The following is a 14,203-nucleotide window of genomic DNA, read 5'->3' on the forward strand; positions in this document are numbered from 1 at the left end:
ATGAACGTCACAATTGTTGATTATAATTCGGGCAATATAAGCTCGGTAATTAACTCCTTTAAGGAGGTTGCGAAAGATAAAGTAAATATCGAAGTAACATCGGATATAAATAAGATTAAATCTTCCGATAAAGCAGTTTTACCTGGGCAGGGTTCGTTTAAGAGTTGTGTTGATGCACTTAATAATATTAATGGTTTAGTAGATACATTAAACGAATTTGCAGTAATTAACAAAAAACCACTTTTAGGAATTTGTGTTGGGCTTCAAATGTTTGCTGATGTTGGCTATGAAGAAACCGAAACCAAAGGTCTTGGTTGGATAACAGGCAAAGTATCAAAAATAGATAATCAAAACGGAAAGTACAAACTTCCCCATATTGGCTGGAACGAAATTAATATAACGAAAGATAGTAAGATTTTTAAAGGTATTGAAAATAAATCTCACATGTATTTTGTTCACAGTTATGAATTTGTTCCAGAAGATAAAAATGTAATTTCCGCAACAACAGATTATTCTTCAAATATCGTTTGTTCAGTTGAAAAGGAAAATATTTTTGGAACTCAGTTTCACCCTGAGAAAAGTGATAAAATTGGGCTTAAAATAATTGATAATTTTATAAATTTATAATGAAAATTTTCCCAGCGATAGATATCAAGGATAAAAAATGTGTGAGGTTAGTTAAAGGAAACTTTGACAACAAAACTGAATATGAAATGTCTCCAATTGAACAGGCTGGAAAATATAAGGATCATGGTTTTAAAAATTTACATATAGTTGATTTAGACGGAGCTTTAACCGGAGAAACAATTAATTTAGATATTATTCAAGAAATAGTTACTAAATTTGATCTTAAAATTGAAATAGGTGGAGGAGTAAGAAATTTTGAAAATATTCAGAAATATACTGATGCTGGTGTTGAAAAAGTTATTTTAGGAAGTGCTGCGATAAGAGATAAAAATTTTTTAAAAGAAGCTTGTGAAAAATTCCCAAATAAAATTGCATTAGGTTTAGATGCTAAGGATGGTTATTTGTCAGTCTCAGGTTGGAAAGAAAATTCAAATCAATTAACTTTAGATTATTTAAAAGAAGTGAAAGATTATGGGGCAAGTAGATTGATTTATACTGATATTAATAGAGATGGTATGAAGCAAAGCCCAAATTTTGAAGAAACTGTAAAAGTTGCTGACATGTCAAATTGTCCAGTAATTATATCAGGTGGAGTTTCATCCATAGATGACATTAAAAAGGCTAAGGAATTAAATAATAAAAATATTGAAGGCATTATAGTTGGAAAAGCTATATACGATGGTGATATTAAATTGGATGAATTAGCTAAGGAAGTAAATGCTTAAAAATAGAATAATACCTTGTTTAGACGTTAAAAATGGCCGTGTTGTAAAAGGAATTAACTTTGTTGATCTGCAGGATGCAGGCGATCCAGTCGAACAGGCCGAAATTTACTCTGACGGAGGAGCAGATGAAATTTGTTTCTTAGATATCACTGCATCAAATGAAAATAGAGATACAATTTATGATGTCGTAGAAAAAACTTCAAAAAAATGTTTTGTTCCATTAACAGTCGGAGGAGGCGTTAGAAGTGTTGATGATATAAATAAATTACTGAATTGTGGAGCAGATAAAGTTTCTATTAATACTGCAGCAGTTCAAAATCCAGAAGTAGTAGTTGAAAGCTCAAAAAAATTTGGTTCACAATGTATTGTTGTAGCTATTGATGCAAAAAAAAATGGAAATAAATGGGAAATTTTTACACATGGTGGAAGAAACAATACTGGAATTGATGCAATAGAATTTGCATCAAAAATGGAAAGTAGTGGAGCAGGAGAGCTATTAATAACATCAATGGATAGAGATGGTACACAAGTAGGTTATGATATTGAGCTTATGTCTAAAATTTCATCTAAGGTAAATATTCCTGTCATTGCATCAGGTGGAGTAGGGAACTTAGATCATTTAGTTGATGGAATTAAATTAGGAAATGCTAGCGCAGTCTTAGCAGCATCAATATTTCATTATGGCAAACACTCTGTGAAAGAAGCAAAAGAATATCTGGATTCAAAAGGAATACCTGTTAGAATTTAATATGCTTAATACATTAGAAAATTTAATTAAACTTGCAAGAGAGAGAAAAAGTAATCCAGTTGAGGGTTCTTATACAAATAAATTACTTACAGATAAATCTCTCAGCAAAGCAAAGGTCTTAGAAGAAATTGTTGAATTAACTGAAGCTATAGAAGAAAATACAAACAAAATTCATGAAGCTGCTGATGTATTTTATCATTTATTAATGTATTTAGAAGCTAATGATGTGAAAATTGAAGAGGTAATGGAAGAATTAGAAAAAAGAAAAAAATGAACTACGATGACAATAATATTTTTGCTAAAATTTTACGTGGAGAGATACCTTGTAATAAAATTTATGAAGATGATTTTGTTTTGTCATTTCATGATATCAACCCACAAAAGAAAGTTCATGCTCTAGTTATTCCTAAGGGAAAATATATAGATCTTGATGATTTTAGTGTGAATGCATCATCAGAAGAGATGGCGGGCCTTTTAAAAGGTATTAACATAGTTGCAAAAAAGCTTGGTATTTCAACAGAAGTAGGCCAAGGTTATAGGGCACTAGCTAATATTAGCGAACATGGTGGTCAAGAAGTACCTCATTTGCATTTTCATTTGTTTGGTGGTGAGCGTGTTGGAAAAATGGTCGAGTGACAGAAGAAGTTAAAAGAAATTATCTAGAAATAAACTCGCTTCATGATTTAAAAGATGGCGAACTACCTTCAGAAGATTACTTAGTTGATCTGGTTAAACCAACTGATTTTCAGTTAAATAAATTTTTTTATAAAAATATAGGTAAAAAACATAAATGGATTGATAGATTAATATGGACAGAAGAGCAGTGGATCAAATACGTATCAAACAAAAATGTTAAAACATTTGTATTAAAAAATAAAAAAGATTTAGTTGGTTTTTTTGAATTAATTATTCATTCCGAAAAGAAAGAAGTGGAAATAGCGTATTTTGGAATATTAGAGGAATACCAAAATAAAAAATTAGGCTCATTTTTACTATCAGATGCTATTAAAAAATCATTTCAACAAAACGTAGAGCGAGTTTGGCTTCACACATGTTCTTTAGATCATAAAAATGCACTTAATAATTATTTAGCAAGAGGAATGAAAATTTTTAAATCAGAGATTGTTAGAATCTAATTTTGAAGTGGGGCTTTAAATATTTTTTGGTCAACAATTTTATTTGATTTAACTGAATAAAGAAGTGTAACAGCAATATTTTGATAAATATCTTTAGTTTGCCAGCCAATTAAATTATGATTATTAATATCAAAAAAAATCTCTATTGATTGGTTATTTTCTTTTATTGTAAATTTGACCAGAGAATTATTAATAATTTCCTCATTTAATTTGGATATTTTTTTTAATAAGAAATTTTTATCTAAAATAAAATTCAATGGTGTTTTATCCAATGGATACCTGTAATAGCTAGAAGTAGATTTTATAACTAAAGATTTTCCATTTGAAACTATAACTTTGTTTTTTTGATCATACGCACAAAACATTTTTTTTGGATATTTAATTGTACAGTTTCCAAACTCAATTTTTCCATTTATATTTTGTTCAAAATCAAAATTTAAATTTAAAGTATCTTTTAATTTATTAATTATTTGATCTTTGTTATTTGCACTTACTTCGGTAGATAAACTAATTAGACAAAATAAAAGCAGGACTCTCAACATTAAAGAACGTCTCTTTTACCCACATGATTTGCTTTGCTAACAATTCCATCAGCTTCCATCATATCAATTATTCTTGCAGCTCTGTTGTAACCAATTTGAAGTTTTCTCTGTAAAAATGAGGTAGAAGCTTTTCCTTCAGATCTAATTATTTCAACGGCTTGTTGATATAATTCATCTTTATCTCCTTGATCTGTATTTGATCCTAACTCTTTCTCATCTGCAAAATTCAAGATTTCATCAACATAGTCTGGTTCAGCTTGAGATCTTAAAAAATTGTTTATTTTCTCTATTTCATTATCTGAGACAAATGGAGCATGAATTCTTACTATTCGGTTGGCAGATGACATATAAAGCATGTCACCTTTTCCTAATAACTGTTCTGCTCCTTGTTCACCAAGAATTGTTCTACTATCTATTTTTGAAGTTACTTGAAAAGATATTCTTGTTGGAAAATTAGCTTTAATTGTGCCTGTTATTACATCAACACTAGGTCTTTGTGTGGCCATAATAATATGAATCCCAGCAGCTCTAGCCATTTGAGATAATTTTTGAATATAATTTTCTATCTCTTTTCCTGCCACTAACATTAAATCTGACATTTCATCTACCACCACTACTATGTAGGGCATAGGAAGTTTATGTTTAGCATTGTAACCATCAATATTTCTAACTCCTTCTTTTGTCATTAACCTGTATCTACTCTCCATTTCTTTTACTACCCAACCAAGAACTGATGCAGCTTTTTTAGCTTCAGTTATTACAGGGCAAAGTAAGTGTGGTATGCCTTCATATGTTGAAAGCTCAAGCATTTTAGGATCAATTAATATAAACTTACATCTTTCAGGGGTGTGACGGTAAAGAAGTGATAAAATAATTGTATTAATGCAAACTGATTTTCCTGAACCTGTAGTACCAGCAATCAGCAAATGCGGCATAGAAGAAAGATCTCCTACAATAGGTTTTCCAGATATATTTTTACCAAGAGCTATTGGTAATTTTGTTTCCTTTTTTTTAAAATCAGCATTATTTAGAATTTCACTTAGATAAACGTTTTCTCTTGAATTGTTGGGTAATTCAATTCCTACAGTATTGCTGCCTGGTATAGTTGAAATTCTCGCAGATTCAGAGCTAGTATTTCTAGCAATATCATCTGATAAATTTATTATTTTAGAAACTTTTACTCCAGCGGCTGGCTCAAATTCATTGAGTGTTACAACTGGACCATGACTTACTTTCTGAATTTCTCCTTTAACCCCAAAATCCATTAGAATTTTTTCTAAAAATTTAGGGTCATTTGTTTCATTTTTATTTGAATTTTCTCTTTCTTTCTTAGTTGGAATTTTTAATAATTCAATTTTTGGTAATTGAAATTTATTTTTAGAACTTGATTTGTTCTCTGCTTTAATAAATGGCAAATCTTCTTGTATTAAGTTTTTAATTTCATCTTGAGGTATATATTCACTAATAAGCTCACTTTTATTTGTGTAAGATTTATTTTCTTTTTTATTAAAAAATTTTATAAGTTTTATTAACAAATTATAAAATTTAATAGGGTGAAAATTTAAACTCAACAAAAATAAAGTAATTATCAGTATAATTAGAACATAATAAATTAATGTTTCATTTATAAGAATTATCGAGTCTAAAAAAGTTTTTCCAAAATAATCTCCAACAAAACCTCCATTTCCATTTATATAAAGCGTAAAAGCATCAGAATAAAAATGATTTAAAAATAACGTTCCAATTATAGTATAAAATATTACTATAAAAGTATTTTCAATTATTAAAAAAAACTCCTTTAATCGGAATATATTGACACCAGTAAATATGTATGTGAAAGAAATTAAATAGGCAATGTATCCAAAAGATTGAAAAAACAGATCAGAAATAAAGCTTCCTCGAAAACCTAATAAATTTTTAATTTTAGTGTCTTTGGGAAAAATAAAGTTAGGGTCTTCAGGTGAATATGAAAAAAGTGCAATAAATAAAAGAATACCAGCAGAGAAAATTATTATACCAGAAATTTCTGCTAATCGCTTTAATGTAAAATTAAGTAATAAATTAGCTGTTTTTTTAATGTCCATTTATACAAATCAATTATACCACTTTGTATCATCTAATTTTTGTTGTTAAAATTAAAAATAATATGAGGATTTGTATAATTGGAAGTGGACTAACTAGTTTAGCTTTAGCTAAAGCTTTAGTTAATCAGAATATATATGTAGATATTTTAAGAGATAAAAAAAAACAAATAATTGATCAATCAAGGACTATAGGTATTACAAAAAGTAATATTGAATATTTTAACAATAACATAGTTAATGTTGATAAAATAATCTGGAAAATAAATAAAATTGAAATTCTCTCAGATAAACTAAATAAAGAAAAATTATTGGAATTCCAAAATAAAAATCAAGAACTTTTTTCAATGGTTAGAAGTTTTGATCTCTATAATATTTTAGAAAAAAGTCTCAAAAAAAATAAATTTTTTAAATTACAAAATCAGATAAATTTAGAAAATATTCAAAACAAATATAATCTTTTGATTAATTTAAATATTTCAAACTTAATTGCAAAAAAATTTTTTAGTAAAAAAATTATAAAAAGATACAAAAGCTTAGCTTATACTTTAATACTAGAGCATGAAAAAATTGATAATAAAATTGCAAGACAAGTTTTTACAAAGATTGGCCCTTTAGCATTTTTACCTATTTCTGATAAAGAAACTTCTATTGTTTATTCAATAAAAAATACTACTAAAATTAAAAAAGAAAATTTAATAAAATTAATTAACATACATAATCAAAACTATAAAATTAAAAAAATTAAAAAAATTTCTTCATTTGAATTGATGTCTGTAAACTTAAGAAATTATTATCATAAAAATATTTTAGCCTTTGGTGAATTAATTCACAAGATACACCCTTTGGCCGGTCAAGGTTTCAACATGACTGTCAGAGATATTAAAATTTTACTAGAAATAATTCAAAATAGGATAGATCTTGGATTACCATTAAATAATTCTGTTAACGAAGAATTTCAAAAAAATACAAAACATAAAAACTTTATTTTTTCAAACGGAATTGATTTTATTTATGAATTTTTTAATCATGAGGGAAATTTAAAAAGCGATTTTTTTATTAATTCTATAAAATATTTTGGTAAAAAAAATTTTTTAAATAATATGCTAAAAAAATTTGCAGATACTGGTTTGAATTATTGATCATTGTATAGTGTTATTTTCATAAATATCGTGAGTGTATGTTTTTAATATCTCTGCAATTTTATTTTTTCTAATATCTAGATTTTGTGCTTCCAACAAAACTTGTTTTTCTTCTAGGGAAAAAGGTGATGCCATGGCTAAGGCATTTATTGTTTCGTCCAAACTTTGTTTCTCCAATGCTTTCCAATTAATGATAAAACCTTTTTTTTCAAACAATGATTTTAAGTCTTTAAAAATTAGCTCTAAATCTGAAAACTTAAGATCTTCTTTTTTGTTTTCTAAATCTTCAATATAATCATCATAGCTTACTTGCAAAATTCTATATTTAGTTAAAGTATCTATTTCTTTAATGGATTTAAATCTTGATACACCCTTTAATTCTATTAAATATCTGCCATCATCTGTTTCTCTAAAACTAGTAATTTTTCCAACGCACCCAACTTGATGTAATTTGAGAATCTCATTTTTATTATTTGAGTTTTTGGGCTGGATCATTCCAATTAACTTGTTTGATTTCATACTATCATCAACCATATCAATATATCTTGGCTCAAAAATATTTAGTGGAACTGTAGTTTTTGGAAATATTATAAAATTACTTAATGGGAATATAGGTAATTTAGAAGGAAGATTTTTCATATATTATTATTAACAAAAATTAAATTATTGTTCTATATTTATAATTATATGATTATTTGGATTGCATCTTATCCTAAAAGTGGAAATACATGGCTTAGAGCTTTAATTAGTACATATTATTATTCTCACGATGGAAATTTTCAAGAGAATTTATTAAAGTTGATCGATCAATTTCCTACAAGCAAATATTTTAAAGATTTTAAATTTAATAAAAATTTGCCTGGTGATACATGTAAATATTGGTTGCAAGCTCAAGAAAAAGTAAATTTTTCTAATAAAATTAAATTTTTTAAAACACATAATGTTTTTGGTAAGGTAAATAATTATGATTTTACTAATGTAAAGAATTCAATTGGATGTTTATATGTTGTGAGAGATCCTAGAAATGTAATTACATCTCTTAAGAACCATTATCAGCTTGATGATGACCAAGCATTTCAATGGATGAAAAACGAAAAAAATTTTATTTACAATGTTCAAGAGTTTGATGAGTTAGGATATAGTGACTTTCAATTCATTAGTTCATGGAATTTAAATTATAAATCTTGGACTGTTCAAAAAAAAATACCTATTAAACTAATTAAGTACGAAGATTTAATGAAACAAACCTATTATATATTTATAGATATAATTAAATTTATTAATAAAATTACAAACAATCCTGAAAAAATTGATAAAGATAAAATTAGAAAAACATTAAGGAGTACTTCTTTTGAAAATTTAAAAAAAAATGAAATTAATCATGGTTTTTCCGAAGCAGTTCCCACAAAAGAAGATTTGAAAAAAAAAATCTCATTTTTTAATCTTGGCCCTAAAAATGACTGGAAAAAAATTTTAGATATAAATTTAAAAAATAAGATTGACGAAATTTTTGAGAAAGAAATTAAAGAACTATCATATTAATAAATTAATTATATTTACACTTGCTATATTCATAAAAAACTTTAAATTTTATATAATAATTTATATGCGGGCATAGCTCAGTGGTAGAGCGTCTCGTTGCCAACGAGAAGGTCGAGGGTTCGACCCCCTTTGCCCGCTCCAATTTTGTGATTAAACAAAACGTTATAACATATTTTTTTCAATGGTTTATAAAAGATAAAGACATAAGATCTTTTAAAAATAGTTATTTCTATTATATTTTTTTTAGATTGATCCGAAATTTTCTAAACACAGATATAATTTTAAACATATTTGGCTTTAAAGTTTTAGGGAGTGTTAATAAAAATAATACTTCATATTTTCTCTTAAAAAAATGTGACTTCGGTGATAACAAAGAATTAAATTTAATAAGAAAAATATCTAATTTACAAAAAATTTTATTTATAGATTGTGGTTGTAATTATGGTTTTTATTCTCTTTATGTTGCTTCCTTGTCTAATAATAATAAAGTTATCTCTATAGAAGCTTCAAAAAAAACATTAACTTATTTCAAAAAAAATTTAAAACTAAATTTATTTTTAAACATAGTATTTTTTAATAAAGCCATTTCAAATAGAGATAATAAGGATATTATCTTTTATGAGAGTGAAAAGGATTGGGAAAGTTCAGTAGTACGTAAAAATTTTTTTAATAAGAAAAAAAAAAAAATTAAAACAATTAAAATTGACACTATTGTAAATCAACATGGTGTAAGTGAATTTTATCCAATTATTAAGCTAGATGTAGAGGGAAATGAAATCGACGCTTTAAGAGGTTCACTGAATTTTATCAAAAAAAAATCGCCTCTAATAATAATTGAATTTTCAAAATTTACTTTAAATTCTAATGATAAGATTGAGTTTTTAAATTTTTTCTTAAAAAAATTTAAATATTCGATATTTGATACAAATTATCAAAAACATAGTACAAAAGATATATTGTTTAGAATAGACAATTTAAAAAAAAGATTTATGACAATAGGTAATTTTTATATAGTGCATAATTCAAATAAGATATTTAAAAATTTTAATTTATATGAATGACTTAACAAAAAAAAAATGTTTGCCTTGTGAGGGTGGAGCTATTCCTTTTGATATATCTGAAATTCATAAATATCAAAAAAAAGTTGATGGTTGGGATATTACAGAGGATGAAAATAAAATATTTTTTTTACATAAAAAATTTAAATTTGAAAATTTTATAAAAAGTCAAAATTTCATTAATGAGGTTGGAAAAATTTCTGAAGAGGAAGGACATCATCCAGATATAAGTTTTGGTTGGGGTTATGCGGAGATTAAAATTACTACTCATGCAATTAAAGGTCTTTCAGAAAATGATTTTATTTTAGCTGCTAAGATAGATAGAGTTACTAATGTCTGAAATGTCTTGTCTTAGAAAAGACTAAAATAGTATCTGTTTCATTAGCAAATTTAATTATTTCTTTGTCTCTAATAGATCCCGAAGGTTGAATTACAGCCTCAACTCCTGACTGAACTAATTTTTCAATTCCGTCTACAAAAGGGAAGAAAGCATCTGATGCTGCAACTAAATTATTTCCAAACAGGTTAAATTTTCTCATTTTATTAATTGCTATCTCACAGCTATCTAATCTGCTTGGTTGGCCTGATCCAATACCAACAATTGATTCATCTTTTGCAAGAACAATTGCATTTGATTTGACATATCTACAGACATTGAATGCAAAAATTAGATTTCTAAGCATCTTAGGGTTTGGTTTTCTTTTAGATACAACTTTAAAATCTTTATTTTTGAAGATTTTTAAGTCTTCAGATTGAACCAATATTGCTTCATTTGATGAATTGAATTTTGTAATTTCACTAAGTGAATAATTTGTTGCATCAATTACACGTAAATTTTTTTTATTTTTAAGTATTTTTAGAGCATCATTATCAAAACCATTAGCAATAATTACTTCTAAAAAAAGTTTATTGAGCTCAACTGCAAGATTTTTTTTTATTTTAAAATTACAAGAAACAATTCCCCCAAAAGCACTTATGGGATCACATGCTAATGCAGATTTATAGCTATCTATAGGATTTGAATTTATTGATACACCACAAGGGTTTGCATGTTTTACAATTACAGTACCTTTGTTTTTTGGTAAAGATTTTGAAATAGTTAATGCAGCAAAAATATCGTTGTAATTATTATAGCTTAGTTGTTTTCCTTGAAGTTGTTTTAAATTAGTTTTCAAATTTTTTGAATAGTAACCACTGAATTGATGTGGATTTTCTCCATACCTAAGTTTTTCAATTAAATTTGCAGAAAAAACTTTTCTATCTGGCAAGTGTATATTTGCCTTTTTATTGAAATAACTTGAAATTACAGCATCATAGTAAGCAGTTTCTGTAAAAGCTATTCTTGATAGTTTTTCTCTGAAATTTAATGATGTAGCTCCATTATTTCTATTCATCTCATCTATTAATTCTTGATATTGATCTTCAGAAGTAATCACCGTTACATCATTATAATTTTTAGCAGCAGACCTAACCATAGTGGGACCTCCTACATCTATATTTTCAATTATTTTTTTATGATTATTCGTAGTTTCTAAAGTTTTTTCAAAGGGATAAAAATTTACAATTACTAGATCAATATTTTCAAAATTATTTTTCTTTAAGTCATTGAAATGTTTTTTATTGTTTCTTTTATTTAAGATTCCTGCGTGTACTTTTGGATGTAGGGTTTTAACTCTTCCCTCTAAAATTTCAGGAGAATCTGTAAAATCAGATACTTCTAAACAATTAAATTTTAATTTTTTTATTTCTTTATAAGTTCCACCAGAACTAATAATTTTGATTTGATATTTTTTTAAAATTTCTAAAACTGGTTTTAAATTATTTTTATCTGATACAGAAATAAGAGCTGTCTTTATTTTTTTCATTATATTTTACTTATTTCCCATTTAATTATTTGTTCATTTTCATTACTCATGCCAGAGATAAATATATTTTGGTTTTCTTGATACGAATTTTTATTACCGAAATATAAACCATTATCAATATTTATATCATAGTTATCACAACTAAATTGCCAACCTTCATCTTCTAATTGTATTAATATAAACTTATTATTTTGTGTTTTCATAACTTTAGAGTCGGGATGAAGATGAAATCTAATATCAAATTTAATTTGCTTATCAGGATCTTTTCTTACTATTTTATCATGACCAATAAATTTAAATTGTTCAGGATAGAATTCTATTTCTCTATGATGATCTATTTTAAACTTTTTGAAGTAACCATTATGACTAGCTGAAATTTTCCAATAATTCTTCTCAAAAACTATATTTTTATTTTCAATTTTTAAATCTTTTTGTATCAAAAAATTATCACCAGCTTTAATAAAATCGCATGAAGAATAATCTTCAATTGAAAGTGTACTTTGTAAAGCGGTGCTTTTGGAAAATTTATTCAGCCTGTTTTTTGGATCTGGATAATATCCAGAATTTGAAATTAATTTTTTATCGTTAGAAAAAATTTCAAAAGATAAAGCGCCTGCCTGATAATTTTTGGTATATATTTTTTCAGGATTTGATCCAATGTCAGCTGCTAGGATAAATTTTTTATTTTGCAATATTGTATATCCAGCTAACTCATTTATTTGATTTTTAAAAGTATATCCAAATCGTTTTAAATATTGGTCAAATTCATTATGATTAGATGAATAATTTCCATTAAAAAAGATATCTTGCTTTATATTTTGCCATATAAAAGCATAACTGGATCCTAAATAATATATAGTTTCATCAATATATTCTGGAATTGGATTTTGTGATTCTTTAAACCACTCTCTAATAATGATGAGATATTTGAGATAAAAAACTAAATTTTGAATATTTCTTGATTTGGGAAAACCTTGTTTATCAAGAGAGTGTTTGATTAAATTTTTTAATATATTTAAACCACTGTCTAAATAATTTTTCTCATCTTTATATGCTAAACCTGTTAAAATTATTGCAGCACAGCCAATCAGTTTTTCTTCTGTTTCATCTAAATTTTTGATCTCATTTAATAAATGGTTAGTTTGTTTTTGAAGCATATGATTAAAATACAACCTATATTCTTCATTACTATCTTCATAAGTTAACTGATGATTGGAAAGCCAAGCAATAATTCTTTTTGCGGTAATATTGAATTCCCAAATATTTTCATCAAATTTTTCATTTTTATTAATCCAATTGAGAATAATTGATTGCGTGGTTTCTTTAGATGATTTTAAATCCAAACTAAAAAACCAAAAAAAATTGTTTAGTTTTTTAAAGTCTTTAGAAGAAATATTGTTTGTCCAGATAGTTTCAGTTACAAAATCTTCAATTTTATATTTTTTTTTCTGATACTTTATAATTGAAGATAAAAGATGAGGGCTTGGTTTATATTCAAAATTGTTGTCAAAAGTTTTTGAAATTCGTTTTTCATAAAAATTTGAACTTTTATATAATTTTTTAAATGAAGATTTTAACTTAAAAAATATTCCATTGATAAGATTTAAGGAATTTTGAGATTGCATTAACTTATTTTGTTTTTAATAAATTAATATTCTTTTTAATATCTCCATCATTGCTTTTAAAAACCGTTGTACCAGATACAAGAATATTAGCACCAGCTTCAATTGCTATTTTACAATTATCAAAATTTATCCCACCGTCTATTTCAATATCAAAGTTAAGTTTTTCTATTTCTCTAATATTTTTTAATTGTTTAATTTTTTCTAAAACTTCTGGCATGAATTTTTGTCCACCAAACCCAGGATTTACACTCATTATTAAAACTAAATCAATTTTATCTAAAAGATTTTTTATTAAATCTATACTTGTTTCAGGATTGAGAGAAACTCCTACCTTTTTCTTTAGATCTTTTATTTTATTTATTGTCTCTTCTAAATTATCAGTTGCTTCTGGATGCACAGTAATTATATCTGCGCCCGCATCCGCATAAGCTTCTATGTATTTATGCACTGGAGAAATCATTAAATGAACATCGAATTTTAATGAACAATGTTTTCTGAGTGCTTTAATTACTGGAGGACCGATTGTTAAGTTTGGAACAAAGTGTCCATCCATAACATCTACATGAATCATGTCAGCCCCACCTTCTTCAAGTCTTTTTATTTCAGTACCTAATTGGCTAAAATCAGCTGATAAAATTGAAGGTGATATTTGTATATTTTTCATTGATATCTAGATTTACTAGTATCAATTTTTAAAATTTAATTGAATTAAAAAATTGATAAATCTGCCTAGAAATTTCACTCTCAAGAGGAAAAGACAACATCCCCATAACTGAATATCCCAAGATCCAAGGCATCAAATAAAATCTAATCATGAAAAAGAACCAAGCCACATAAAGAGGTACCAATGGTTGAATTATAAAAGAGGGAGTAACAGGTTTAAAAATTCTTAATAAAGGATTAGTAAATTTTACAAAAGCTTTCATAAAGAAAAAATTTGAGTCTTCTCTTTGAAAGATATTCATTGCTACTCTTCCAACTAAAGTCCACATTATAATTCCAAGAATATAGTCAATTATGTAAACTAAAGGGTGAAAGTTGGCAGACATTAAGAAATTTATATTTGATCTTAAAAAGAAATAAAAGGGGCGAAATTAATCGCCCCTTAAAAA

General features: G+C 26.2%; 17 protein-coding genes and 1 tRNA gene. 11 read left to right on the forward strand and 7 right to left on the reverse strand.

The window, feature by feature from the left end; all coding sequences use genetic code 11:
• From hisH to ACTTAW_RS01185, 6 genes are read left to right on the forward strand one after another with little or no spacing between them, the layout of a single operon-like run.
• Positions 1 to 627: an imidazole glycerol phosphate synthase subunit HisH gene (gene hisH, locus ACTTAW_RS01160; protein ID WP_440650794.1), complete on the forward strand. Its 627-nt coding sequence runs from the start codon at positions 1 to 3 to the stop codon at positions 625 to 627.
• Positions 627 to 1,352 carry a 1-(5-phosphoribosyl)-5-[(5-phosphoribosylamino)methylideneamino]imidazole-4-carboxamide isomerase gene (gene hisA / locus ACTTAW_RS01165; RefSeq protein WP_440650795.1) on the forward strand — a complete coding sequence of 242 codons (726 nt, stop codon included), beginning with the start codon at positions 627 to 629 and terminating at the stop codon, positions 1,350 to 1,352. The genes hisH and hisA overlap by 1 nt, the downstream gene beginning before the upstream one ends.
• Entirely contained in the window at positions 1,345 to 2,100 is a 756-nt protein-coding gene (gene hisF, locus ACTTAW_RS01170) for an imidazole glycerol phosphate synthase subunit HisF (protein WP_440650796.1), read from the forward strand. Before hisA ends, hisF begins: the two co-directional genes overlap by 8 nt.
• Position 2,101: 1 nt before the next feature.
• A complete protein-coding gene (gene hisE / locus ACTTAW_RS01175) occupies positions 2,102 to 2,374 on the forward strand; it encodes a phosphoribosyl-ATP diphosphatase (RefSeq protein WP_440650797.1) in 273 nt (90 codons plus the stop codon).
• Positions 2,371 to 2,736, forward strand: a complete 366-nt coding sequence (locus tag ACTTAW_RS01180; RefSeq protein WP_440650798.1) for a histidine triad nucleotide-binding protein — start codon at positions 2,371 to 2,373, stop codon at positions 2,734 to 2,736. The genes hisE and ACTTAW_RS01180 overlap by 4 nt, the downstream gene beginning before the upstream one ends.
• Positions 2,733 to 3,236, forward strand: coding sequence for a GNAT family N-acetyltransferase (locus ACTTAW_RS01185; protein WP_440650799.1), 504 nt, complete (start codon positions 2,733 to 2,735; stop codon positions 3,234 to 3,236). Before ACTTAW_RS01180 ends, ACTTAW_RS01185 begins: the two co-directional genes overlap by 4 nt.
• On the opposite strand, the gene ACTTAW_RS01190 is transcribed toward ACTTAW_RS01185, so the two are convergent.
• Both ACTTAW_RS01190 and ACTTAW_RS01195 read right to left on the reverse strand, forming a co-directional pair.
• Positions 3,233 to 3,778: a LolA family protein gene (locus tag ACTTAW_RS01190; RefSeq protein WP_440650800.1), complete on the reverse strand. Its 546-nt coding sequence runs from the start codon at positions 3,776 to 3,778 to the stop codon at positions 3,233 to 3,235. The genes ACTTAW_RS01185 and ACTTAW_RS01190 overlap by 4 nt on opposite strands.
• Entirely contained in the window at positions 3,778 to 5,862 is a 2,085-nt protein-coding gene (locus ACTTAW_RS01195; protein WP_440650801.1) for a DNA translocase FtsK, read from the reverse strand. Before ACTTAW_RS01195 ends, ACTTAW_RS01190 begins: the two co-directional genes overlap by 1 nt.
• 62 nt (positions 5,863 to 5,924) lie before the next feature.
• Between ACTTAW_RS01195 and ACTTAW_RS01200 the strand changes: the two genes are divergently transcribed.
• On the forward strand, positions 5,925 to 7,001 hold the full coding sequence (locus ACTTAW_RS01200; RefSeq protein ID WP_440650802.1) for a ubiquinone biosynthesis protein UbiB: 1,077 nt from the start codon (positions 5,925 to 5,927) through the stop codon (positions 6,999 to 7,001).
• Here the strand turns inward: ACTTAW_RS01200 and ACTTAW_RS01205 are convergent, their stop codons facing one another.
• Positions 7,002 to 7,640: an LON peptidase substrate-binding domain-containing protein gene (locus ACTTAW_RS01205; RefSeq protein WP_440650803.1), complete on the reverse strand. Its 639-nt coding sequence runs from the start codon at positions 7,638 to 7,640 to the stop codon at positions 7,002 to 7,004. It lies immediately after the preceding gene.
• Positions 7,641 to 7,688: 48 nt separating this feature from the next.
• On the opposite strand from ACTTAW_RS01205, the gene ACTTAW_RS01210 reads away from it, so the two are divergent.
• From ACTTAW_RS01210 to ACTTAW_RS01225, 4 genes are all read left to right on the forward strand, one after another.
• Entirely contained in the window at positions 7,689 to 8,543 is an 855-nt protein-coding gene (locus ACTTAW_RS01210; protein WP_440650804.1) for a sulfotransferase domain-containing protein, read from the forward strand.
• A 66-nt stretch (positions 8,544 to 8,609) separates the two neighbouring features.
• Positions 8,610 to 8,684, forward strand: a tRNA-Gly gene (locus ACTTAW_RS01215).
• A gap of 107 nt (positions 8,685 to 8,791) precedes the next feature.
• Positions 8,792 to 9,604: an FkbM family methyltransferase gene (locus ACTTAW_RS01220; RefSeq protein WP_440650805.1), complete on the forward strand. Its 813-nt coding sequence runs from the start codon at positions 8,792 to 8,794 to the stop codon at positions 9,602 to 9,604.
• Positions 9,597 to 9,941 (forward strand): 4a-hydroxytetrahydrobiopterin dehydratase, encoded by a 345-nt coding sequence (locus tag ACTTAW_RS01225; RefSeq protein WP_440650806.1) that lies wholly within the window; start codon positions 9,597 to 9,599, stop codon positions 9,939 to 9,941. Before ACTTAW_RS01220 ends, ACTTAW_RS01225 begins: the two co-directional genes overlap by 8 nt.
• Here the strand turns inward: ACTTAW_RS01225 and purH are convergent.
• The 4 genes from purH to ACTTAW_RS01245 are packed head-to-tail and all read right to left on the reverse strand — an operon-like array spanning position 9,931 to position 14,140.
• Positions 9,931 to 11,466 carry a bifunctional phosphoribosylaminoimidazolecarboxamide formyltransferase/IMP cyclohydrolase gene (purH, locus tag ACTTAW_RS01230; protein ID WP_440650807.1) on the reverse strand — a complete coding sequence of 512 codons (1,536 nt, stop codon included), beginning with the start codon at positions 11,464 to 11,466 and terminating at the stop codon, positions 9,931 to 9,933. The two genes, ACTTAW_RS01225 and purH, sit on opposite strands and share 11 nt — an antisense overlap.
• On the reverse strand, positions 11,466 to 13,091 hold the full coding sequence (locus tag ACTTAW_RS01235; RefSeq protein WP_440650808.1) for a heparinase II/III domain-containing protein: 1,626 nt from the start codon (positions 13,089 to 13,091) through the stop codon (positions 11,466 to 11,468). Before ACTTAW_RS01235 ends, purH begins: the two co-directional genes overlap by 1 nt.
• Before the next feature lie 4 nt (positions 13,092 to 13,095).
• Positions 13,096 to 13,755, reverse strand: coding sequence for a ribulose-phosphate 3-epimerase (gene rpe, locus ACTTAW_RS01240; protein ID WP_440650809.1), 660 nt, complete (start codon positions 13,753 to 13,755; stop codon positions 13,096 to 13,098).
• Positions 13,756 to 13,783: 28 nt separating this feature from the next.
• Positions 13,784 to 14,140, reverse strand: coding sequence for a hypothetical protein (locus ACTTAW_RS01245; RefSeq protein WP_440619143.1), 357 nt, complete (start codon positions 14,138 to 14,140; stop codon positions 13,784 to 13,786).
• Between the last annotated feature and the right edge of the window lie 63 nt (positions 14,141 to 14,203).

Origin of the sequence: Candidatus Pelagibacter sp. HIMB1495 (genome assembly GCF_052047955.1) — a bacterium.
GTDB lineage: Bacteria > Pseudomonadota > Alphaproteobacteria > Pelagibacterales > Pelagibacteraceae > Pelagibacter.